This window comes from Streptomyces sp. NPDC107765, from assembly GCF_055657085.1.
Map to the genome: position 1 here is coordinate 496,336 of NZ_JBVKBL010000004.1, position 21,303 is coordinate 517,638.

21 protein-coding genes, 3 tRNA genes and 1 pseudogene are annotated in these 21,303 nt (G+C 71.4%); 16 read left to right on the forward strand and 9 right to left on the reverse strand.

What is annotated here, in order from left to right:
- Nucleotides 1-144: 144 nt before the first annotated feature.
- The 3 genes from ACZ7MX_RS13780 to ACZ7MX_RS13790 all read left to right on the forward strand — a co-directional run bounded on the left by ACZ7MX_RS13780 (nt 145) and on the right by ACZ7MX_RS13790 (nt 3,118).
- Nucleotides 145-1,431 (forward strand): adenylosuccinate synthase, encoded by a 1,287-nt coding sequence (locus ACZ7MX_RS13780; RefSeq protein WP_472131747.1) that lies wholly within the window; start codon nt 145-147, stop codon nt 1,429-1,431.
- Nucleotides 1,432-1,594: 163 nt separating this feature from the next.
- Nucleotides 1,595-2,182, forward strand: coding sequence for a Uma2 family endonuclease (locus ACZ7MX_RS13785; RefSeq protein WP_472131749.1), 588 nt, complete (start codon nt 1,595-1,597; stop codon nt 2,180-2,182).
- A 123-nt stretch (nt 2,183-2,305) separates the two neighbouring features.
- Nucleotides 2,306-3,118, forward strand: coding sequence for a VTC domain-containing protein (locus ACZ7MX_RS13790; protein ID WP_472131751.1), 813 nt, complete (start codon nt 2,306-2,308; stop codon nt 3,116-3,118).
- Here the strand turns inward: ACZ7MX_RS13790 and ACZ7MX_RS13795 are convergent.
- Both ACZ7MX_RS13795 and ACZ7MX_RS13800 read right to left on the reverse strand, forming a co-directional pair.
- Nucleotides 3,093-3,218 (reverse strand): annotated as a pseudogene (locus ACZ7MX_RS13795) (DUF397 domain-containing protein); the annotation flags it as partial. The gene ACZ7MX_RS13790 and the pseudogene ACZ7MX_RS13795 overlap by 26 nt on opposite strands.
- The gene (locus ACZ7MX_RS13800) at nt 3,187-4,101 is read right to left on the reverse strand and encodes a helix-turn-helix domain-containing protein (RefSeq protein WP_472131815.1); all 915 of its coding nucleotides are present in this window, start codon (nt 4,099-4,101) and stop codon (nt 3,187-3,189) included. The gene ACZ7MX_RS13800 and the pseudogene ACZ7MX_RS13795, both read right to left, overlap by 32 nt.
- Before the next feature lie 327 nt (nt 4,102-4,428).
- Here ACZ7MX_RS13800 and ACZ7MX_RS13805 point away from each other — a divergent pair, with 327 nt between their 5' ends.
- The 5 genes from ACZ7MX_RS13805 to ACZ7MX_RS13825 all read left to right on the forward strand — a co-directional run bounded on the left by ACZ7MX_RS13805 (nt 4,429) and on the right by ACZ7MX_RS13825 (nt 7,946).
- The gene (locus ACZ7MX_RS13805; RefSeq protein ID WP_472131753.1) at nt 4,429-4,587 is read left to right on the forward strand and encodes a hypothetical protein; all 159 of its coding nucleotides are present in this window, start codon (nt 4,429-4,431) and stop codon (nt 4,585-4,587) included.
- Complete coding sequence (locus tag ACZ7MX_RS13810; protein WP_472131755.1) at nt 4,584-4,841, forward strand: hypothetical protein; 258 nt, start codon at nt 4,584-4,586, stop codon at nt 4,839-4,841. The genes ACZ7MX_RS13805 and ACZ7MX_RS13810 overlap by 4 nt, the downstream gene beginning before the upstream one ends.
- 176 nt (nt 4,842-5,017) lie before the next feature.
- A complete protein-coding gene (locus tag ACZ7MX_RS13815) occupies nt 5,018-6,391 on the forward strand; it encodes an aminotransferase class III-fold pyridoxal phosphate-dependent enzyme (RefSeq protein WP_472131756.1) in 1,374 nt (457 codons plus the stop codon).
- A gap of 96 nt (nt 6,392-6,487) precedes the next feature.
- Nucleotides 6,488-7,156, forward strand: a complete 669-nt coding sequence (locus tag ACZ7MX_RS13820; RefSeq protein ID WP_472131758.1) for a GntR family transcriptional regulator — start codon at nt 6,488-6,490, stop codon at nt 7,154-7,156.
- Nucleotides 7,157-7,295: 139 nt separating this feature from the next.
- Entirely contained in the window at nt 7,296-7,946 is a 651-nt protein-coding gene (locus tag ACZ7MX_RS13825; RefSeq protein ID WP_030414475.1) for a hypothetical protein, read from the forward strand.
- A gap of 160 nt (nt 7,947-8,106) precedes the next feature.
- Here ACZ7MX_RS13825 and ACZ7MX_RS13830 read toward each other — a convergent pair whose 3' ends face one another.
- Nucleotides 8,107-8,868, reverse strand: coding sequence for an SLATT domain-containing protein (locus ACZ7MX_RS13830; protein WP_472131760.1), 762 nt, complete (start codon nt 8,866-8,868; stop codon nt 8,107-8,109).
- A gap of 304 nt (nt 8,869-9,172) precedes the next feature.
- On the opposite strand from ACZ7MX_RS13830, the gene purD reads away from it, so the two are divergent.
- The 3 genes from purD to ACZ7MX_RS13845 all read left to right on the forward strand — a co-directional run bounded on the left by purD (nt 9,173) and on the right by ACZ7MX_RS13845 (nt 14,380).
- A complete protein-coding gene (gene purD / locus ACZ7MX_RS13835) occupies nt 9,173-10,438 on the forward strand; it encodes a phosphoribosylamine--glycine ligase (RefSeq protein ID WP_472131762.1) in 1,266 nt (421 codons plus the stop codon).
- Between the two features lie 345 nt (nt 10,439-10,783).
- The gene (locus tag ACZ7MX_RS13840) at nt 10,784-12,598 is read left to right on the forward strand and encodes a hypothetical protein (RefSeq protein WP_472131764.1); all 1,815 of its coding nucleotides are present in this window, start codon (nt 10,784-10,786) and stop codon (nt 12,596-12,598) included.
- A 300-nt stretch (nt 12,599-12,898) separates the two neighbouring features.
- Nucleotides 12,899-14,380, forward strand: coding sequence for a N,N-dimethylformamidase beta subunit family domain-containing protein (locus ACZ7MX_RS13845; protein ID WP_472131766.1), 1,482 nt, complete (start codon nt 12,899-12,901; stop codon nt 14,378-14,380).
- Between the two features lie 730 nt (nt 14,381-15,110).
- Here the strand turns inward: ACZ7MX_RS13845 and ACZ7MX_RS13850 are convergent.
- Both ACZ7MX_RS13850 and ACZ7MX_RS13855 read right to left on the reverse strand, forming a co-directional pair.
- Entirely contained in the window at nt 15,111-15,563 is a 453-nt protein-coding gene (locus ACZ7MX_RS13850; RefSeq protein ID WP_472131768.1) for a DUF2267 domain-containing protein, read from the reverse strand.
- A 66-nt stretch (nt 15,564-15,629) separates the two neighbouring features.
- The gene (locus ACZ7MX_RS13855) at nt 15,630-15,821 is read right to left on the reverse strand and encodes a DUF2795 domain-containing protein (protein WP_472131770.1); all 192 of its coding nucleotides are present in this window, start codon (nt 15,819-15,821) and stop codon (nt 15,630-15,632) included.
- A gap of 182 nt (nt 15,822-16,003) precedes the next feature.
- Between ACZ7MX_RS13855 and ACZ7MX_RS13860 the strand changes: the two genes are divergently transcribed.
- Both ACZ7MX_RS13860 and ACZ7MX_RS13865 read left to right on the forward strand, forming a co-directional pair.
- A complete protein-coding gene (locus tag ACZ7MX_RS13860; RefSeq protein WP_472131772.1) occupies nt 16,004-16,342 on the forward strand; it encodes a DUF3140 domain-containing protein in 339 nt (112 codons plus the stop codon).
- An 87-nt stretch (nt 16,343-16,429) separates the two neighbouring features.
- A complete protein-coding gene (locus ACZ7MX_RS13865) occupies nt 16,430-17,329 on the forward strand; it encodes a phosphoribosylaminoimidazolesuccinocarboxamide synthase (RefSeq protein ID WP_472131774.1) in 900 nt (299 codons plus the stop codon).
- A 78-nt stretch (nt 17,330-17,407) separates the two neighbouring features.
- Here ACZ7MX_RS13865 and ACZ7MX_RS13870 read toward each other — a convergent pair.
- The 4 genes from ACZ7MX_RS13870 to ACZ7MX_RS13885 all read right to left on the reverse strand — a co-directional run bounded on the left by ACZ7MX_RS13870 (nt 17,408) and on the right by ACZ7MX_RS13885 (nt 18,576).
- Nucleotides 17,408-17,483, reverse strand: a tRNA-Gly gene (locus ACZ7MX_RS13870).
- Between the two features lie 434 nt (nt 17,484-17,917).
- Nucleotides 17,918-17,990: transfer RNA gene (locus tag ACZ7MX_RS13875), tRNA-Gly, on the reverse strand.
- Between the two features lie 74 nt (nt 17,991-18,064).
- Nucleotides 18,065-18,136 (reverse strand) — tRNA-Gly (locus tag ACZ7MX_RS13880).
- Between the two features lie 119 nt (nt 18,137-18,255).
- Nucleotides 18,256-18,576, reverse strand: coding sequence for a histone-like nucleoid-structuring protein Lsr2 (locus ACZ7MX_RS13885; protein WP_351533610.1), 321 nt, complete (start codon nt 18,574-18,576; stop codon nt 18,256-18,258).
- Between the two features lie 300 nt (nt 18,577-18,876).
- Between ACZ7MX_RS13885 and purS the strand changes: the two genes are divergently transcribed.
- From purS to purL, 3 genes are all read left to right on the forward strand, one after another.
- On the forward strand, nt 18,877-19,122 hold the full coding sequence (purS, locus tag ACZ7MX_RS13890; RefSeq protein WP_030414485.1) for a phosphoribosylformylglycinamidine synthase subunit PurS: 246 nt from the start codon (nt 18,877-18,879) through the stop codon (nt 19,120-19,122).
- Nucleotides 19,119-19,799 carry a phosphoribosylformylglycinamidine synthase subunit PurQ gene (gene purQ / locus ACZ7MX_RS13895; protein WP_472131776.1) on the forward strand — a complete coding sequence of 227 codons (681 nt, stop codon included), beginning with the start codon at nt 19,119-19,121 and terminating at the stop codon, nt 19,797-19,799. The genes purS and purQ overlap by 4 nt, the downstream gene beginning before the upstream one ends.
- On the forward strand, nt 19,799-21,303 hold a 1,505-nt coding region (gene purL, locus ACZ7MX_RS13900; protein WP_472131778.1), incomplete at its 3' end, for a phosphoribosylformylglycinamidine synthase subunit PurL. The genes purQ and purL, both read left to right, overlap by 1 nt.

The following is a 21,303-nucleotide window of genomic DNA, read 5'->3' on the forward strand; positions in this document are numbered from 1 at the left end:
GAGCCCCTTGCGCTATTGCGCCAGGGGCTTCGTCTATTCCGGGGCACCGGTTCGACGGCTGCAGCGATGACGGACGCGTGAACACGCGGGCGTCCCGCCATCCACGCACGTTGGACATGCCCCGCCCGGAAGGGGTGTACGCCTGTGCCCGCACTTGTGCTGCTCGGTGCTCAGTGGGGTGATGAGGGCAAGGGGAAGGCCACCGACCTGCTCGGTGGATCCGTCGATTATGTGGTGCGCTACCAGGGCGGCAACAACGCCGGCCACACGGTCGTCGTGGGCGACCAGAAGTACGCGCTGCATCTCCTCCCCTCCGGAATCCTCTCGCCGGGGTGCACCCCGGTCATCGGCAACGGTGTCGTCGTCGACCCCGCGGTCCTGCTCTCCGAGCTGAGCGGACTCAACGAGCGCGGCGTCGACACGTCCAAGCTGCTGCTCAGCGGTAACGCGCACCTGATCACGCCGTACAACATCACCGTCGACAAGGTGACGGAACGGTTCCTCGGCAAGCGGAAGATCGGCACCACCGGCCGCGGCATCGGCCCGACCTACGCCGACAAGATCAACCGCGTCGGCATCCGCGTCCAGGACCTCTACGACGAGTCGATCCTCCAGCAGAAGGTCGAGGCGGCGCTCGACGTCAAGAACCAGCTGCTGACCAAGCTCTACAACCGCCGCGCCATCGAGGCCGGCCAGGTCGTCGAGGAGCTGCTCGGCTACGCCGACCAGATCAAGGGCTACGTCGCCGACACCACCCTGATCCTCAACAACGCCCTCGACGAGGACAAGGTCGTCCTCTTCGAAGGCGGCCAGGGCACGCTGCTGGACATCGACCACGGCACGTACCCCTTCGTGACGTCCTCGAACCCGACCGCCGGCGGCGCCTGCACCGGCACCGGCGTCGGCCCGACGAAGATCAGCCGGGTCATCGGCATCCTCAAGGCGTACACCACCCGCGTCGGCGCCGGCCCGTTCCCCACCGAGCTCTTCGACGAGGACGGCGAGGCCCTGCGCCGCATCGGCGGCGAGCGGGGCGTCACCACCGGCCGCGACCGCCGCTGCGGCTGGTTCGACGCGGTCATCGCCCGCTACGCGACCCGCGTGAACGGCCTGACCGACTTCTTCCTCACCAAGCTCGACGTGCTCACCGGCTGGGAGCAGATCCCGGTCTGCGTGGCGTACGAGATCGACGGCAAGCGCGTCGAGGAGCTGCCCTACTCGCAGTCCGACTTCCACCACGCGAAGCCGATCTACGAGACCCTGCCGGGCTGGTCCGAGGACATCACCAAGGCGAAGTCCTTCTCCGACCTGCCGAAGAACGCCCAGAACTACGTCAAGGCGCTGGAGGAAATGTCCGGCGCCCCGATCTCCGCCATCGGCGTCGGCCCCGGCCGCGACGAGACGATCGAGATCAACTCGTTCCTGTCGTAGGGACCGGCTGAACACCACCAGGGCCCGCGCACCGTCCGCAGAGGACGGGGCGCGGGCCCTTTGTGCGTGCCTCGTGTGCTCGATCGAGTGAGGGGTGGGCGAATATGCCTCCGGCACCGTCCATGCCTGGCGACACTGGCCTTCCTCTCGAAAGGAGTGCAGCATGACGGTTATGGCCGAGCGCATGCCTCAGATGACGGTGGAGGACTTCGAGGTGATCGCCTCCGCCGCGCCCGAAACCGTCACGTTGGAATTCATCAACGGGCAGATCGGGGTAAAGCGGGTGGCGGACGGAGATCACGAGGAGATCGTCAGGTGGCTACAGAAGCGCTGTTTGCAGCACCGCCCCGATCTCTGGCTGTATGCGACCGGCCGCGGCGTGAAGGTCGAGGCATACCGTCAGGGCCGGGCCCGGCCGGATGGTGTCCTGGCGCCGGACGAGCACTTCCTGGGGCACGGCGAGTGGTCGGACCCTGCCGGAGTTCTGATGGCCGTCGAGGTCACCTCCTACGACGGTGACACCGACCGTCGCGACCGGCGGGAGAAGCCGACCGCCTACGCGGCTGCGGGCATTCCCGTCTACCTCCTCGTGGACCGTGACTACTGCGAGTTCGTCGTCCACACCAATCCCGCCCCAGAGCGAGGCCGATACGACGACGTCCACCGCGCTCCCTTCGGCGAGCAGGTCACCCTCCCCGACCCAGTCGGCATCACCCTCGACACCGAGGCCCTGAAGAACTACGTCCGCTGACGGCACGGGGCGGGGGGCCTTGCCGGCGCTGGCGGATGTCGAATTCCGTGTGGCGGAACCTTCCACGGGCGTGGAACGTAGAACCAGCACGAGCACAGTCCGTTCGCCCGCGAAGGAGACCGTGTGATTCCCGCCTTACGAGCCCTCGCCCGCGCCGCCATGGCCGCGCGCCCGGTACCGCTCGCCGACGTCCAGGCACGGGCCGAACTCCGCACCCGCTTCGGCCGCAGCTACCTCGTCCCGGTCGAGCTCTTCGCCGCCTTCGCCGCCGAACTGACCGACCGGCGCCGGCCCGAGGGCCCGTTCGCCGTGCTGTGCATCAACGGGCGGCGCTGGTTCCGCTACCGCTCCGTCCACTACGACACCCCCGACCTGCGCTTCTTCCACGACCACAGGGAGGGCGACCGGCCCGGCTACCTGATCCGCGAGCGGCGCTACGAGGACACCGGGCAGCGGCAGTTCGAGATCAAGCTGACGGGGCGGCGCGGCGAAACGGTCAAGCACCGGCAGCCACTGCTGCCCGGCGCCCCGGCCCTCGGCCCGGCGGCCCGCGGCTTCCTGTCCTCCGTACTGGACCGCTCGTACGGCATCGCCGCCCCCACGGACCTGGGCCTGGCCCTGGAAACGGAGTACACCCGCACCACGTTCGTCGCGGACGGCCAGCGCATCACGTGCGACGCGGCGCTGCACTGCCGCGACCTGGCGACCGGCCGCACGGTACGGGCCGACGGCGGGCTGGTCCTCGTCGAAACCAGGACCACCGGCCGGCCGACGGCGGCCGACCGGTTGCTGCACGGCCACGGTGTCGTGGCGGCCGACTTCACCAAGTACTGCGGCGGATTGTCGGCCCTCCGTCCGGACCTGCCCGCCGCGCACTGGCGGAGGGCCGTCCACACGGTCTTCCCGCCGGCTAGCCCGCGAACTCGCCCGCTCTGACAGCCCCGACGAACGCGGCCCAGGAGCGGGCGGGGACGACGAGGGCGGGGCCGTGGGGGTCCTTGGAGTCACGGACGGGGACGATGCCGGGGAGGGAATCGGCGACCTCGACGCAGTTGCCACCCTCCTCGTTGCTGTAGCTGGACTTGCGCCAGACTGCGGTGCTCAGATCGGGACGGGATGCGCTCAGCAAGGTAGGTCCCCTCGATCGCGGATCGGATCATGTCGAGCGACATGTTCGGCGGCAGGGCCAAGGCCCGAAGCCGATCGTAAGCCACCGTGAAATCCTTCACCTCCTCTGCCTCCTCGATGAGTTGGCCGTATCCCGCGCCTTCGACGTAGGCCGCTTCGGCGCCATCCGGCAGTGTCAGGATGGAGAGCGACCCGCCCATGGGGTAGTGCTCCCCGCTGCTCAAGGGCAGCATCTGCAGCGTGATGCGCGGGTGGTTGGCTGCTTCCAGCAATCGGCTGAGCTGGGCCCGCATCACGGCCGGACCGCCGACGGACCGATAGAGGATTGCCTCATCGAGGACGGCCCAGAATTCGGGCCCCTCCGGCTCGATGAGCCGAGCCTGTCGCCCGAGCCGGGCGGTCACCCGTTCCTCCAACTGCTCGGGGCTTTTCAGCGTCAGGCCCACGCTCAGGACCGCGCGAGCGTAGTCGGCGGTCTGGAGCAAGCCGGGGACAACGGCCGCCGCATACTCGCGGATGACCACCGCCCGCTCCGAAAGCGCTATGAACTTCCGTGACCAGTCCGGGAATGCTTCCCGGTAGACGTACGGCCACAGATCGACGAGTAAGCCGTCGGCGGCGAGGGCGCCGTCCAGAGCCTGCGCCAGCTTCAGCGTCGGCTTCGAGCCCGTCGTGCGTTCGACCTGATTGATCCGCGTGCTGTGCGTATGCGCGCGTTTGCCGAGCTCGGACTGGGTGAGTCCGGCCGCTTCGCGGAGTCTGCGGACCCGTAGTCCGAAGAGCGCTGCCATGGATGACGAGGGGTCAACTTCGTTGGCCAAAGCGTCACTTCCATCCTTACGGCTTGAGAAGTAAGGAGCTACCTCCTTCCGCAGCCTATGCCGCACGGCAACGATGTGAACACGGAACGTAGTGATCCGCACGACAGACCCCCGCGACCGTCGCAACCGGTCCGGGGGCATGGTCAACGCGCAAATTCGAGAAAGAACGTCGACATGTTTCAGCGTATTGCCCGCTGCCTCGCGTGGCTGGGGCTTCTCCCAACTCCCCGGCCGCAAGGGCGACATCGCGCCGTCCCCGCGCCCCGTGTGGCCGTGCACCGCAGGCCGCGTCGACCGGTGATCGAGACGCCGATCGACGGCGACGCCTCCCCCCTCGTCCGCCCCTACCTCGTCGCGCACGAGCAGCGCGAACGGCGGGACGCCCTGCTGCTGGCCACGTTCGGGGTCGATGCCCCCGGGCCGTACTGGATCCACGGTGTGGAGGTCGCCCGATGACCGGCGAGGAGACCGGAGGAGCAAACGGAAGGGCGACCGGCGGAACGGGCCGGCCGCTGCCCCTCCGCATGTGCGTGCGCTGCGAGCGGATCACGGACGAGCCCGTGCTCGTCGCCGAGGTGCACGGGAACAGCGGGCCCGGCTGGAACGTCTACGCGTGCCCCGGCTGCGCGCCGCACGTGCCCGCGGCGCCTGATCCGCTGGTGGTCCTGGAGGCCCTGCTCGGGCGCCGGAGGGGCGGGCCGCGGCGGTGAGCGGGCCCAGGGGAGGGGCCTGGAGCTTCCTCCAGGCCGTAGACAGTGTGTCTGTGGGCGTGGTGAGCGCCATACAGACTGTCGGTACCGGCGCGCGGACCGTGATCCCTACGCTGGGGACGTTCGCCGTGCCGATCCCTCGGCGGACCCGAGCGACCCGATCCGAGGTACTGACCGTGACCACGACGCACCCCTCTCCCGCCGCCGATCCCGCCGCCGGGGCGGCGGTCAAGGCCGCCGACCGCGCCCACGTCTTCCACTCCTGGTCCGCGCAGGGCCTGATCGACCCGCTGGCGATCGCCGGCGCCGAGGGGTCGTACTTCTGGGACTACGACGGCAACCGCTACCTCGACTTCTCCTCCCAGCTGGTCAACACCAACATCGGCCACCAGCACCCCAAGGTCGTCGCGGCGATCCAGGAGCAGGCCGGGAAGCTGTGCACGCTCGCGCCCGGGTTCGCGGTGGATGTACGGTCCGAGGCCGCGCGGCTGATCGCCGAGCGCACCCCCGGCGACCTCGACAAGATCTTCTTCACCAACGGCGGCGCCGAGGCCGTGGAGAACGCCGTCCGGATGGCCCGGCTGCACACCGGCCGCGCCAAGGTGCTGTCCGCCTACCGCTCGTACCACGGCGCGACCGCCGCGGCGATCAACCTGACCGGTGACCCGCGCCGCTGGCCCTCCGACACCGCCTCCGCCGGCGTGGTCCACTTCTGGGGCCCGTTCCTGTACCGCTCGCCCTTCCACGCGGAGAACGAGCAGCAGGAGTGCGAGCGCGCCCTGGCGCACCTGGAGCAGACCATCGCCTTCGAGGGGCCGCAGTCGGTCGCCGCGATCATCCTGGAGACCGTCCCGGGCACCGCCGGCATCATGGTCCCGCCGGCCGGCTACCTCGCCGGGGTCCGCGAGATCTGCGACCGCTACGGCATCGTCTTCATCCTCGACGAGGTCATGGCCGGCTTCGGGCGCACGGGCCACTGGTTCGCCGCCGACCACTTCGGCGTCACCCCCGACCTGCTCACCTTCGCCAAGGGCGTCAACTCCGGCTACGTCCCGCTGGGCGGCGTCGCGATCAGCGCCGAGATCGCCGCGACCTTCGAGACGCGGCCGTACCCGGGCGGGCTGACGTACTCCGGCCACCCGCTGGCCTGCGCCTCCGCCGTCGCGACGATCAACGCGATGGCCGAGGAGCGGATCGTGGAGAACGCCGCGGAGATCGGCGAGAAGGTCATCGGGCCGGGCCTGCGCGCGATCGCCGAGCGGCACCCGTCCGTCGGCGAGGTCCGCGGCCTGGGCGTCTTCTGGGCCCTGGACCTGGTCAAGAACAAGGAGACCCGCGAGCCGCTGGTGCCGTACAACGCGTCCGGCGCGGCCAACGCCCCGATGGCCGAATTCGCCGCGGCCTGCAAGCGCGGCGGGCTCTGGCCGTTCGTCAACATGAACCGCACCCACGTCGTCCCGGCCTGCACGATCACCGAGGCCGAGGCCAAGGAGGGCCTCGCCGCCCTCGACGAGGCACTGACCGCGGCCGACGCGCACACCGCCGCCTGAGCGGCCGCCGCGCGCAGCGGCACCCCGCGGCCCTCGCCTATGGTTGGCGGGGGCCGCTGCCACCCGCGGTCAGGGACGGCGAAGGAGACGCACACGATGGCCGCCGGCGGAGACAGCACAGTCATACGTCGCAGCACACTGCGCCAGCAGATCGCCGACGCCCTGCGCGACGAGGTCCTGGCGGGCCGGCTGCCGTGCGGCCACCCGTTCACCGTCAAGGAGATCGCCGAGCAGTACGGCGTCTCCGCGACCCCGGTCCGCGAGGCGCTGCTCGACCTCTGCGCCCAGGGACTGCTCGACGTCGAACAGCACCGCGGCTTCAAGGTCCACGCCTTCACCGCCGACGACTTCCGGGCCATGGTCGAGGCCCGCACCCTGGTCATCGAGGGGATCTTCCGCAGTGGCGCCCAGGAGGCGCTCGCCGCCACCCCCGCCGAGGTGCTGATCTCCATCCGGCGCCGCGCCGACGAGGCCGAGCGGGCCGCCCGGGCCGGCGACCTGGACGTGCTCATCGGCTACGACCTGCGGTTCTGGCGCGAGCTCGGCAACATCGTGAACAACGCCTACATCAGCGACTTCCTGGACCGCATCCGGATCCAGACCTGGATGTACGCGGTGCCGCTGCTGCGCCGCGCCCCCGACCTCACCAACCGCCTGTGGCAGGGCCACTGCGCCCTGGCCGACGCCCTGGTCCGGCGCGACCTGGCCGCCGCCCAGCGGCTGATCGCCGAGTACAACGCGCACGCGCTGGCCCTGGTCCGTTAGCCGGTAACCGTCCGGTGCGCCCGCTCTCGTCGGATGGCGCCGCGGGCACTACGCTGTCCCGACTCGGCCGTAATGGGCCGCACCCGTAGCTGTGCGTGCGCCGGTGTCCTAGTCCCCGACCGGAAGCGAGTCCTCACCCGTGGCATGTGACCTGTGGCTGGTACCCCTCGTCGATGTGCTGTGCCACAGCCCCGACAACCCGTTCTCCGAAGAGATCGCCGCCTACGACAAGGCCCTGACGGAAGCGGGACTGCCACCGGTCCCCGTCTTCAGCTACATGCCGGGCCTGTCCGGGGACGTCGCCCCCATCGCGGGCTTCGACTACGACGCACTGCACTTCCTGCGCCGCGCCTACCTCCTGCGGCTGTGCGGCCTGGAGGTCACCCCGGTCGACGAACTGGGCGGTGACTACGAGCAGTTGCTGGAGATGTTCGAGACCACCGCCCAGCAGTCCCACCTGGTCTGGCACTACGACCACGCGGGCGCGTACGTACCGGTCGACTTCCCGCATCCGCTCGCCAACGACGAACTGCTGGAGGGCGGCGGCCCGCTGGGATCCTCGCACGGTCTGCTGCGGGACCTGGAACTGGTTGCGCCATCCCTGGGCATCGATCCGGCCAATCCGCCGGCCGCGCCGGAGCCGCCGGCCGGGCCGACCTCTCTGGAGGAGCGGGCGGGCGCGGTGCCCATGGACGACGGCCCGTTCGCCCGGGAGCGCCATGTCTGGCTCGGCCTGCACGCGGCGGCGACCCGCAGCCTGGGCCAGGGCTCGATGATCGTCTTCAGCTGATCGGTCGTCTCCGGCCGAGCCGTCGGCTCGGGGTGATCGGTCGTCTCCGGCTGATCGGTCATCTCCGGCTGGTCGGTCCTCTTCGGCTTCGGCAGGGCCGGCGGGGCGGTGGGGGCGGGCCGTGTCGCCACCCCCGCCCGCCGTCGCCGCCCCGGACTGCTCAGCACGGTGGTTCCGGCGGCCGCTGGCGCGGCATGTTCGGGCGGCCGCGGTGCGGCAGCGCGTACCGGCCCGTCGGCCCGGCGTGCTCCTGGCGGGGGACCGTCCACTGCGCCAGGGACTGGGTGGCCCGCGGCACCGGACCGGTCCGGAACTCCGCCATCCAGTCGGCCGTCTCGACCCGCACCAGCTCCCCCAGGTCCTCGTTGAACCGCCGGAGCAGCCCCAGACAGCGCTCGGCCGCCTCGCTCGCGGTGCCCTCCGTCGGGCCGAGCACCTCGCGCACGCCCTCCGACGCCCAGTCGAACTGCAGCGCCTCCAGCCGCCGGTGGATCGCCTGCGCGGTCGCCAGGTCCCGCATCCAGCCGGCGGTCACCCCGAAATACCGGTCGCAGCCCACGCACACCGCCGCCAGCAGCAGGGACAGACAGCCCCACGGTGCCCCGCCCTGCCACACCCGGGCCAGATCCAGCAGCGGCAGCACCCCGCCCCCCGTGACCCCGGCCGCGGCGCCCAGCCGGAGCGCCCGGGCGCCCCGGCGCTTGGCCAGCCGGTCGTGCAGGTACCAGTCGGCGGCGCGCAGCGCACCGTTCTCGGTCCAGAGGTAGAGCGCGTCGAGGCGGTCGCCCGGCTCGCCCCAGCCGCCCGCGGGGAAGGCCCGCCCGGCGACGTCCCGGCGGGCCCGGCCCCGGACGCCGTACTTGCGGAGCGGGCGGCCCTCCTGCTGAGGGGGCCCCTCGGGCTGCATCTCCGGCTGACTCACCCGTGCACTCCCTCTCTGCGCGCTGTACGGAACGGATACCTGCGGTGCCTGCGATGGGGGTCCCTCCCCATGCCTTCCGGGCGGTGGGGGAGTACCGGAGGGCCGTCGCGCGCCGCCCCCTTCCTACCGCCGAACGGCTGGCCCCAGCTCCAAGATCACGCTATTTCCGCCCAGAAGTGGTGCGGAGTCGGGTAGGGGACGGCGCGGAATCTCACCCGAAAGAGTTGCCGCCGCGGCGACGGACGGTTTCCGGACCGCCCGTCCGCCGTCCGGCCGTCCCGGCCACTCGTCTAGGCTGCCTGTCGTGAAGGTCCTCGTCATCGGCGGCGGCGCCCGCGAACACGCCCTGTGCCGCTCTCTGTCCCTCGACCCCGACGTCACCGCGCTGCACTGCGCTCCCGGCAACGCCGGTATCGCCGAGGTGGCCGAACTGCACCGGGTCGACGCCCTCGACGGCCGGGCCGTCGCCGACCTGGCCACGGGCCTGGCGGCCGACCTGGTCGTCGTCGGTCCCGAGGCCCCCCTGGTGGCGGGCGTCGCGGACGCGGTCCGCGAGCGCGGCATCCCGGTCTTCGGCCCGTCCGCCGACGCCGCCCAGCTGGAGGGCTCCAAGGCATTCGCCAAGGACGTGATGGCCGCCGCGGCCGTCCCGACCGCCCGCAGCTACGTCTGCACCACCCCGGAAGAGATCGACGAGGCCCTGGACGCCTTCGGCGCGCCGTACGTGGTCAAGGACGACGGGCTGGCGGCCGGCAAGGGCGTCGTGGTGACCGACGACGTGGACACGGCCCGCGCCCACGCGCTGGCCTGCGACCGCGTCGTCATCGAGGAGTTCCTCGACGGCCCGGAGGTCTCGCTCTTCGCGATCACCGACGGCGAGACCGTCGTCCCGCTCCAGCCCGCCCAGGACTTCAAGCGCGCCTACGACGGCGACGAGGGCCCCAACACCGGCGGCATGGGCGCGTACAGCCCGCTGCCCTGGGCCGACCCGAAGCTGGTCGACGAGGTCATGGCGAGCGTGCTGCAGCCCACCGTGGACGAGCTGCGCCGCCGCGGCACCCCGTTCTCCGGTCTGCTCTACGCCGGTCTGGCGATCACCTCCCGCGGGGTCCGGGTGATCGAGTTCAACGCCCGCTTCGGCGACCCGGAGACCCAGGTCGTCCTGGCCCGCCTCCAGACGCCGCTCGGCGGGCTGCTGCGCGCCGCCGCCACCGGCAACCTCGCCGCGCTGCCGCCGCTGCGCTGGAGCGACGACGCGGCCGTCACGGTCGTCATCGCGTCCCACAACTACCCGGACACCCCGCGCACCGGCGACGTCATCGAGGGCCTGGCCGAGGTCGCCGCGCAGGACGCCCCCGACGCCTACGTGCTGCACGCCGGCACCAAGCTCGACGAGGCCGGCGCGGTGCGCAGCGCGGGCGGCCGGGTGCTGTCCGTCACCGCCGCCGGGGCCGACCTCGCCACCGCCCGCGAGCGCGCCTACCGGGCCGTGGACCGGATCTCCCTGGACGGCTCCCAGCACCGCACGGACATCGCCGCCAAGGCCGCCGCGGAGGCCCGGGGCGCCTGAGACGCCCGCGCCGTGGGTCCCGCACCCCCGGGCCCACGGCGCGCCACCGCCGGTTCCCGGCTTTGCCCAAAGCCATTCCATCGAGTGACCACGCCAGATTCCGGCTGACGGGACGGAGCCCCCCAACTAGGGTGCCGCGCAAGCGTCCTGCGGCCGCCGCGTCCGGTACCGGTGCGGTGGCCACGGGGACGTCCGGCAAGTGGCTCACCGGCATTGCGATGTCGGTGGCCGGTGCCAGAGTGGTGGTGAGTGAGCTCGCTCGCACCACAACGCGCAAGTTCGAAGGCGTCCGTCCACTGTTCTCTCCGTCCGGCTCCATCAGGACAGCAGGGGGTGTACAGGCTCGTGGCAAGTCCGGAAACAGGCGTCCTGGCGGCGCGTGCCCGTGCCCTCGCCGTGCTGCGGATCCGCGGCGCCGCGCTGGCCGTGGCGCTGCTGCCCGCAGCGGTGGCGGTGGTGCTGGCCGTCGGCCGGGCGACCGGCCGCCTCGGCGCGGGCTGGGACCCGGCCGGCTGGGTGGCCGGCGCCTTCGCGCTGGTCGGCCTGCTCCTGGCCGCGTTGGTCGGGGCCGTGATCGCGCGCGCCCGGCCGGCGCTCAGCCCCTCCGTGCCGATCGCCGAGGAATCCGCCCCGGACCTCTACCGCCTCGTGCGTGACCTGGCCGACCGGCTGGAGGTCCCCGCGCCCTCCGCCATAGCCCTCACCCCGGACTGCGACAGCTGGCTGGAGGACCGTACGCACCGCGCGCACGGCCCGCCCCGCGGCACCGGCGGGCCCGAGCCCGGTGCCGGGCGCCGGTCCGCCGAGGCCCCGGTCCTGGTGATCGGCTCACCGTTCCTGTGGTGGATGCGGGTCGCCGAGCTACGTGCCCTGCTGGCCCCCGTAGTGGCCGGCACGGGCCCGTCCGCGCATCCGGACATAGCCGCCGCCCGCCGCTTCATCCGCGGCCTGGACGCCGCCGTCGCGGTCGCCGCCCGGGCCCGGGGCCCGCTGCGCGGCCCGACGCTCCGCTTCGTCGGCAAGGTGGCCCGGCTGCTGCTCCGCGCCTGCCGCGAACACGCCACGATCATGGAGCGGGCCGTCGCGGCCGCCGCCTCCGAGCGCGCCCAGAGCGTCGACTACGGCCTGCGGATCGTCGCCCAGGAGCAGGTCGGGCTGGCCTACGCGGGCTGGGACCGGCTGCTGACCCGGGTCGCGCTGCCCGCCTGGCGGATGGGCCGCTGGCCGTCCCGCCTGGACGCCGGCGTGGTCTCCGCACTCACCGAGCTCTCCCGCCGCGACCGCCTCGCCGACGGCTTCGCCTCCCGGCTGGGCGAGCGCCCGGCCTGCGACCTCCTGGAGGAGCCCGGCGCCATCGACCGCGCCGCCTCCCTGCTGGCCGCCCGCCTGTTCCACGGCGGCCCGGCCGAGACCGGGCCCGACTGGTCCCCGGTCGGCTGGAACCAGTACCCGGAAGAGGTCGTGGACCGGAAATGGCGCCTGGAGGCCGCCCGCCTCCACCGCGTCCTCGACGACCTCCCGGCCCCGGCGCTCGGCCCCGCACCGGCCCCGCCTCCGGTGGAGCCGTCCCCGGCCCCGACCTTCTCGTACGCCGGCGGCCCGGCCGGCCCGCCCGCGGGGCGCGGCGGCCCGGCGGACCACCGGCCCGGCGACGGGCGCCCCGGCGGCCCGCCGTCCGCGCCCACCGCGCCGCCGGGCCCGACGCTCGACCGGGTCATCGACCGGCTCGCCCATGACGCGCACGCCGGCGACCTGGTCGCCGCCCGGCTGGGCGCGGAGGTCGAGCGCGAGGAGCGCGAGGAGGCGGCCCGCCAGGCCGCCCGCGGCAGCCTGGCCGAGGACGCCGCGGCGGGCGTGGCCTGGGGCGACGGCCTGGCCGAGGGCGGCCTGCCGCTGTTCCCGCTGCAACCGCCCCGTACCGGCCGGGAGCTGCTCGCCGACCACGTCACGGCCATGGTCTGCTGCGCCGCCGTGGACACCGCCGGCGCGGTCCCCGGTCTGGACTGGCTCGACGGCCCGGCGCTGCTGGTCGACGGGGCCCGCCGGGCCGACCTGGGCAGCCCGGTGCTCAGCCTGGTCGACGACGGCGACGCGGGCCCGCTCCGCGGCTGGCTGACGACGGTCGGCGTGCGCCCGGAGAAGCCCGTCCGCCTGGTGTGACGCGGGGCCGTGCAGGGCCTCGCCGCACCGGCTGAAGGTTCCCCTTCAGCCTTGGCCCACCGGTCGTCGAGGGCCTTGAGCCCGTACCGGCCGGCCGGCGCCGACGGGCGGCTGACGCGACCGGTCGCCGGCCGCACGCCTCCAGTTCGTAATTCGGAGCCAAGGGCATCCAAATTCACGACGAAGGGTGACGGAGTAAGCGCGTAATGTGATGTGCTGGGGACGGCCGGGTTCACCCAGCCGGACGCAGCACCGGCCCGATCGGCCGCGCCGGTGGGGGATGCGGGAGGGGAGTGGAAGGTGGCGACGGAACAGATCAGGCGCTGGGAGTCGGGCGCCCTCGCCCACGCGGTCACGGACCCGTTCGGGCAGGGCCCGCTGCCCTGGCTGCGCGGCAGCGAGAACTACTTCGAATCCGGCCGCATCATCCCCTGGTACGTCGACCCCGCCGTCGCCCAGGGCGATCTGCGGGCGCCCGCACCCCGCAAGCTCAACGGCCCGCGCACCGCCGATGACGTCCACGGCCAGATCAAGGGCTTCGCCAATACCGGCGCGGTGGCGCCCGGCGAGGCCATCGACTTCCGGGTGTCGGTCGACCCGCCCCAGCCGTTCAGCATCGACGTCTACCGCATCGGCCACTACGCCGGCACCGGCGCCTCCAAGATCACCACCAGCCCCCGGCTGTCCGGCATCGTCCAGCCGCCCCCGATGGCCGCCGGCCGCACCGTCTCCTGCCACCACTGGTGGCAGTCCTGGCGCCTCCAGGTCCCCGCGTACTGGCGGCTCGGCGCCTACGTCGCGGTCCTGACCACCGCCGACGGCTGCCGCTCCCACATCCCCTTCACGGTCCGCGACGACCGCCCCGCCGACCTCCTGCTGCTCCTGCCCGACATCACCTGGCAGGCGTACAACCTCTTCCCGGAGGACGGCCGTACGGGCGCCAGCCTCTACCACGCCTGGGACGAGAAGGGCGCGCTGCTGGGCGAACAGGACGCCGCCACCACCATCTCCTTCGACCGCCCCTACGCCGGCGCCGGCCTCCCCCTCCATGTGGGCCACGCCTACGACTTCATCCGCTGGGCCGAGCGCTACGGCTACGACCTCGCCTACGCCGACGCCCGCGACCTGCACGCCGGCCGGGTCGACCCGTCCCGCTACCGCGGCCTGGTCTTCCCCGGCCACGACGAGTACTGGTCCGTGCCGATGCGCCGCACGGTCGAGCTGGCCCGGGACACCGGCACCTCGCTGGTCTTCCTCTCCGCCAACACCATGTACTGGCAGGTCGACCTCGCCCCGTCCCCCTCGGGCAGCCCCGACTCCCTGCTCACCTGCCGAAAACGCCAGGGCCCCGGCCGCCCCGCCCTGTGGCGCGAGCTGGGCGACCCCGAGCAGCGGCTGATGGGCATCCAGTACGCCGGCCGGGTCCCCGAGCCGGCCCCGCTGATCGTCCGCAACGGCGACCACTGGCTCTGGGAGGCCACCGGCGCGCACGAAGGCGATGAGCTTCCCGGCCTGGTCGCCGGCGAGGCCGACCGCTACTTCCCGCGCACCAGCCTCCCCGACCACACCCGTCGCATCCTGCTCGCGCACTCCCCGTACCGCGACGGCGAAGGCACCCGCCGCCACCAGGAGACCTCCCTCTACCGCGCCCCCAGCGGCGCCCTGGTCTTCGCCTCCGGCACCTTCGCCTGGTCCCCCTCCCTCGACCGCCCCGGCCACGTCGACGAACGCATCCAGCGCGCCACCGCCAACCTCCTCGACCGCATCTGCAAACGCGACTAGCCGCTCTGCGGGTGCCGCCCACGTACCCGTCTGTCCCGCCGCGGTTGTTGCTCGCCGTTGCGCGCTTTGCGGCGCCCCGTACGTACCTGGCCGTCCCGCCACGGGGCGTCTCGCCGTTGCTCCCCCACTGCCTAAAGGGCGTGGGAGGTACCCCCAGCGGCGGGCTGGGTGGTGGTCGGGTGCGGTGACAGCCCTACAGACTTCGTCCTCCGGTCTGTCCCCTCCCGTTGGTGGGAGGTGGGAGGCCGGTGGGGGCGGGCGCCGGGAAATACCTTCCCGGCCCGTTGCGTTGAGGCCCTGCAGGGGGCGCTCGCGACCCTTACGGGTTCTGTTCGACCGTCCCCTACGGGTTCCAAGGGCCCCTGGTACCCCCAACGCCCGCCCCCACCCACCTTCTTCCCATCCCCCAACGGGAGGGGACGGGCCGGAGGGGCCGGTGTTTGGGACGTAAAGCGACAGCAGTCCCAAACACCGGCCCCGGAGGCCCGTCACCGCACCCACAACAAACCCAGCCCGCCGCTGGGGGTACCTCCCACGCCCTTTAGGCAGTGGGGGAGCAACGGCGAGACGACCCGCGGCGGGACGGCTACGTGCGGGGGCGCCGCAAAGCGCTACGGCGAGTTGCCCCGCGGCGGGACAGCCAGCAACGTGCGGGGCGCCGCAAAGCGCAACGGCGAGCAACCCCGACGGCGGGACGCCCAGGTACGTGGGAGGAAAGCCAAGCGCAGCGCTACGCGTCCTCTGCCCTGGTCGTCGGCAGCAGTTCCCGGATGTCGTGCGGCAGCGCGTGGCTCAGCCGTTCCATCAGTTCCGGGGCCAGCGCTGCGTCCAGCACCTCGAAGACCGCCGCCGCCTCCTGGAGGGCCGCCTGCTCGGAGACCCTGCCGCGCCAGGCGACCCGCGCGGCGAAGACCGTGAGGTCGAAGCGTTCGCCGTCGCCCGGAGCGGCCACCCCGCCGGGCCGTTCCGCCGAAGGCCCGGCGGAATCCCCGGCCTGCTGCGGCTCCCGGGTCAGATGGCCCGCCAGTTCGTGCGGCAACTGCGCCGCGATGTGCCGGGCCAGCCCGGACGGTACCCGCTCGGCCACCGTCTCCAGCGTCGAGCGGACCGCCCGTTCTGCCGCGCCCCGGTCCGGCAGTGAGGCGCGCTCCTGCACCAGAGCGAGGAACTCGTGATGCTGCATGGTTCTGCCTCCCTTCCCAACCGTCGCCTACCCGGGGCACGCGCCGCCCATCACGGGCGGGCTGATTCAGCCCTCCTTGCCGATTTCCTTGCTGACCTCCGCCGGGGAGGGATATTCCTTCGCCGGCAGCTTCTTCAGCGCGTCCATGATGTCCTTGCCGGCGCCGTGGCGACCGGCCTCAGTGACGATGTCGTCCTTCGAGGCGGGGTACTCGACGCCGCCGAGGCACTTCTGCATTTCGATGGGGTTCACCTTCATGCGGGGAGGAATAACCGCTCCCGCGCGGCCCGTACCGCCCCCGCCCCGCAATCCACCTCAAGAGCTCAACCGGCCGCCCGCCCCGCCCGAGAGGGCGCCCCTTTCTTCCGGGTTTGTCATCACTGGACGCCGGGAACCCATCGACAGATCCCGACCCACGACCGACTTTCCGGAGGCATGTCATGGCGGAGTCCGGACCCGTGAGCGACACGCTCTGGGACGAGTTCCACGCCCTGGTCAATATGACCTCGCGCGAGCTGCAGGACTGGCTGAGCACCGACGCGGCGGGCGAGGAGACCGAGGAGGTCCCCGACCGGGCCGGCAAGCACACCGGCCGCCGGGTCCTGGGAATCCTGGGCAAGCGCCGCACCGACCTCACGGAGGACGACGCGCGGATCATGGAGCAGGTCTGCGACACCATCCGCTCCCAACGGGACGCCTCCCGCGACCCCCAAGCCGGCGGCGACTCCTGGCGCCACGGCCTGATGAGCATCGGCCACGATCCCCTCAAGCCGGGTTAGACGGGCACTCCCACCCCTGCGACGTCGCCGTACCTCGGCGTACGGGAGAATCGGTACGACTCCTGGATCAACCTACGCGGAGGAAGCGTGTCCGGTTTTGTAGAAAAGCCTGAGCCCGTGGAGGTCCCGGGGCTCACCCACCTGCACACCGGCAAGGTGCGCGACCTCTACCAGAACGCCGCCGGTGAGCTGATCATGGTCGCCAGCGACCGCATGTCCGCCTACGACTGGGTGCTGCCCAGCGAGATCCCCGACAAGGGCCGGGTGCTCACCCAGCTGTCCCTGTGGTGGTTCGACCAGCTCTCCGACCTGGCCTCCGACCACGTGCTGTCCACCGAGCTCCCGCCCGGCGCCCCGGCCGACTGGGCGGGCCGCACCCTGGTCTGCAAGTCGCTGCGGATGGTCCCCGTCGAGTGCGTGGCCCGCGGCTACCTCGCCGGCTCCGGCCTCGTCGAGTACCGCAAGACCCGTACGGTCTGCGGTCTGGCGCTCCCCGAGGGCCTGGACGACGGCTCCGAGCTCCCCGCGCCGATCTTCACCCCCGCGACCAAGGCCGCGGTCGGCGACCACGACGAGAACGTCTCCTACGAGGAGGTCGCCCGCCAGGTCGGCGCCGAGACCGCCGCCCACCTCCGCCAGCTGACCCTGGGCCTCTACGCCCGGGCCCGCGACATCGCCCGCGAACGCGGACTGATCCTGGCGGACACCAAGTTCGAGTTCGGCTTCGACGGCGACACCCTCACCCTGGCCGACGAGGTCCTCACCCCGGACTCCTCCCGCTACTGGCCCGCCGACCAGTGGCAGCCCGGCCGCCCCCAGCCGTCCTTCGACAAGCAGTACGTCCGCGACTGGCTGACCTCGCCCGCCTCGGGCTGGGACCGCACCGGCGAACAGCCGCCGCCCGCCCTGCCGCAGGAAGTCATCGAGCGCACCCGCGCCAAGTACCTCGAGGCGTACGAGCGCCTCACCGGCCTGAGCTGGTCGTAACGGCCGCCGGCCGGCCAGCCGGAACACCGGACACAAAAGGGGAGAGCCCCCGGTCACCGACCGGGGGCTCTCCCTCTGTGGAGCGGACGACGAGGCTCGAACTCGCGACCTCAACCTTGGCAAGGTTGCGCTCTACCAACTGAGCTACGTCCGCATGCTCCGTGCCGAGCTCCTGTTCCCAGTCGCTCACCGCGCGGTGCGGGGTCCACTATAGCCAACCCCGAGCGCTTCCCGGGACCGCCACCGAAGGCCGAATGCCCCCGCGCCCGGCTGCCGCCACCGCCGACGGGGCGGCAGACGCGCGCCGGCCCCCGGCACCGACCGAACACCCGGGTTCGCCCCCCTCGACCGCCAACTCCCCAGCCGGCGAAACCCCTTCCGGCGAGAACGGCCCGAAGAAGAGTCCCCACCCTCTCCGTGCCTTCTCCGCCGGCCATGCCCGGAACCTGGAAAACGATCTGGACCGGATCTTCCTTCTCGATCACTCGGCCCGTGACATCCCTCACGCCAATTCCCGCAGATCACGATTCCGGGGGGCGGTGGGAAATGCAGAAGGCCCCGGTCACAAGGACCGGGGCCTTCATTCTGAGCGGACGACGAGGCTCGAACTCGCGACCTCAACCTTGGCAAGGTTGCGCTCTACCAACTGAGCTACGTCCGCAGGCATCCACTCGGCTTTCACCGGTGGCGCGACAGCTACTCTACCTGATCCAAAGGACTGGTCGAGACTGTCAGAGCGGGTGACAGGGATTGCACACTGCGCCTCCCCCTTGGAAAGGGGGCGCTCTACTACTGAGCTACACCCGCGTGACTCCTCGGGGCCCGGCCTTTCGGCCTCGCCCCTCGGCGTGCTCCAGACTCTAGCTGATCAGTAGGGGTGCTGTGCAAGTCGGCTGCGCCCGGGCCGGCGGACGCCGGCAAGTCGGTTAGTGGTTCGCCGCGTTGAAGGCCTCGTAGACCTTCTTGGGGATCCGGCCGCGCGGCGGGACGTCCATCTGGTGCGAGCGGGCCCAGGCACGGACGGCTGCCGGGTCGGGGGTCACGGCGGTCCGGGTGTAGGCCTTGCCGGACTTGGCCCGCTTGCGGCCGGCCTCGACGAAGGGGGCGAGGGCACCGCGCAGTTTCTTCGCATTGGCGGGATTGAGGTCGATCTCGTACGACTTCCCGTCCAATCCGAAGGTGACCGTCTCTGCGGCTTCTCCTCCGTCGATGTCATCGGAGAGCGTTACTACTACGCGCTGCGCCACGGATATCGGTCCTTTCGTGGAGCGACCCCGTGTTGACGTGGGGTGATGCTCCGGATCCGGCTGATTGGGATCAATGCTTTTTCATTTGTACAGCGATGGGCATTGCATTGTGAAGCCCAGTTAATTTCGTCAGCGTGTCTTCCCGCAATCCGGCCTCCGGATCTTTTCGAGGATTTTCCCTGGGGGGCACTCCGCCCGATACCGGACCGTGATCGGGCAGGCAGGATATCTATGCGCGTAGATTTTCGAACACGGTACTGTGAGGACACCGCCTTACGCACCACACCACCGGGAGTGCCAGTGGCACGCGTCGTAGTCGACGTCATGCTCAAGCCGGAGATCCTCGACCCGCAGGGGCAGGCGGTGCAGCGCGCACTGCCTCGTCTGGGTTTCGAAGGGATCGCCGATGTCCGTCAGGGCAAGCGATTCGAACTGGAGGTGGAGGGACCGGTCGATGACGCCGCCCTCGCCCGGGTCCACGAGATGGCCGGGACCTTCCTCGCCAACACCGTCATTGAAGACTTCACCGTGCGGGTCGAGTCATGACCTCGCGTATCGGTGTGATCACTTTCCCCGGCACGCTCGATGACCGCGACACCCAGCGCGCGGTCACTCTGGCGGGCGCCGAGGCGGTGCCGTTGTGGCACCGTGACAAGGACCTCAAGCAGGTCGACGCCGTCGTCCTGCCCGGCGGGTTTTCCTACGGCGATTACCTGCGCGCCGGAGCGATCTCGCGCTTTTCGCCGGTGATGGAGACCGTCATCGAGCAGGCGAAGGCCGGCCTTCCCGTACTGGGTATCTGCAACGGGTTCCAGGTGCTGACCGAGACGCATCTGCTGCCGGGCGCGATGCTGCGCAACAACCATCTGCACTTCATCTGCCGTGACCAGAAGCTGCGGGTGGAGAACGACGCCACGGCCTGGACCGCGGACTACGAGGCGGGGCAGGAGATCTCCGTCCCGTTGAAGAACATCGACGGCCGGTACACCGCCGACGAGCGCACGCTCGACGAGTTGGAGGCGGAGGGCCGGGTGGTCTTCCGTTATCTGGACGGTAACCCCAACGGTTCGCTGCGTGACATTGCCGGCATCACGAATGCGGCGGGCAATGTGGTCGGCCTGATGCCGCACCCCGAGCACGCGGTGGAGCCGCTGATCGGGACCGGCCGGACCGACGGCCTGGGATTCTTCACCTCGATCCTGAAGAAGCTGGTGGGCGCCTGATGACTCTCGACACTGTCAAGCACGCCACCGAGTCCCCCGAGGCCGCCCAGCCGTGGGCCGAACTGGGGCTGAAGGAGGACGAGTACGCGCGGATCCGGGAGATCCTGGGCCGCCGCCCCACGGGGGCGGAGCTGGCGATGTACTCGGTGATGTGGTCCGAGCACTGCTCGTACAAGTCCAGCAAGGTGCATCTGAAGCAGTTCGGGGAGAAGGCTCCCGAGAACGATGCGCTGCTGGTGGGCATCGGTGAGAACGCGGGCGTCGTCGACGTCGGTCAGGGTTATGCGGTGACCTTCAAGGTCGAGTCGCACAACCACCCCTCCTACATCGAGCCCTATCAGGGTGCGGCCACGGGTGTCGGTGGCATCGTGCGCGACATCCTGGCGATGGGTGCCCGTCCGGTGGCGGTGGTGGACCCGCTGCGGTTCGGTGCGGCCGATCACCCCGACACCAAGCGCGTGCTGCCCGGTGTGGTGGCGGGCATCGGTGGTTACGGCAACTGTCTGGGTCTGCCCAACATCGGTGGTGAGGTCGTCTTCGACGCCTGCTACCAGGGCAACCCGCTGGTCAACGCCGGCTGCATCGGTGTGATGAAGCACGAGGACATCCACCTGGCCAAGGCCTCCGGCGCCGGCAACAAGGTCATCCTCTACGGCGCCCGTACCGGCGGCGACGGCATCGGCGGCGTGTCCGTACTGGCCTCGGAAACCTTCGACGACACCAAGCCGGCCAAGCGGCCTGCCGTTCAGGTCGGTGACCCGTTCCAGGAGAAGCTCCTGATCGAGTGCACCCTGGAGATCTTCGGCGAGAAGCTGGTCGCCGGTATCCAGGACCTGGGCGGGGCCGGTCTGTCGTGTGCCACCAGTGAGCTGGCGTCGGCCGGTTCGGGCGGTATGCGGGTCGAGCTGGACTCGGTGCCGCTGCGGGATTCCTCGCTCTCTCCTGAGGAGATCCTCATGAGTGAGTCGCAGGAGCGGATGTGCGCGATCGTCGAGCCGCAGCACGTCGAGCGGTTCATGGAGATCTGCGAGAAGTGGGACGTGATCGCCACCGTCATCGGTGAGGTCACCGACGGCGAACGCCTGGAGATCTTCTGGCACGGCGAGCAGATCGTCGACGTCCCCCCGCGCACGGTCGCCCACGAGGGCCCGGTCTACCAGCGGCCCTACGCCCGCCCCGACTGGCAGGACGCGCTGCAGGCCGATGATGCGGGCAAGCTGCCGCGTCCGGTGGGCGGCGAGGAGCTCAAGCGGCAGGTTCTGCAGCTGGTGGGGCACCCCAACCAGGCGTCCAAGGCGTGGATCACCGACCAGTACGACCGTTTCGTGCAGGGCAACACGGTGCTCGCGCAGCCTGAGGACGCGGGCATGGTGCGCATCGATGCCGACACCAACCTGGGTGTGGCGCTGGCCACGGACGGCAACGGCCGGTACGCCAAGCTCGACCCGTACGCGGGTGCGCAGCTGGCGTTGGCGGAGGCGTATCGCAATGTGGCGGCTGCCGG

Coding starts and splice junctions, on each gene's coding strand:
- ACZ7MX_RS13785 (WP_472131749.1), top strand. CDS start 1,595: ATGACGGTTATGGCCGAGCGCATGCCTCAGATGACGGTGGAGGACTTC.
- ACZ7MX_RS13800 (WP_472131815.1), bottom strand. CDS start 4,101: ATGGCAGCGCTCTTCGGACTACGGGTCCGCAGACTCCGCGAAGCGGCC.
- ACZ7MX_RS13810 (WP_472131755.1), top strand. CDS start 4,584: ATGACCGGCGAGGAGACCGGAGGAGCAAACGGAAGGGCGACCGGCGGA.
- ACZ7MX_RS13820 (WP_472131758.1), top strand. CDS start 6,488: ATGGCCGCCGGCGGAGACAGCACAGTCATACGTCGCAGCACACTGCGC.
- ACZ7MX_RS13850 (WP_472131768.1), bottom strand. CDS start 15,563: ATGCAGCATCACGAGTTCCTCGCTCTGGTGCAGGAGCGCGCCTCACTG.
- ACZ7MX_RS13855 (WP_472131770.1), bottom strand. CDS start 15,821: ATGAAGGTGAACCCCATCGAAATGCAGAAGTGCCTCGGCGGCGTCGAG.
- ACZ7MX_RS13860 (WP_472131772.1), top strand. CDS start 16,004: ATGGCGGAGTCCGGACCCGTGAGCGACACGCTCTGGGACGAGTTCCAC.
- purQ (WP_472131776.1), top strand. CDS start 19,119: ATGACCTCGCGTATCGGTGTGATCACTTTCCCCGGCACGCTCGATGAC.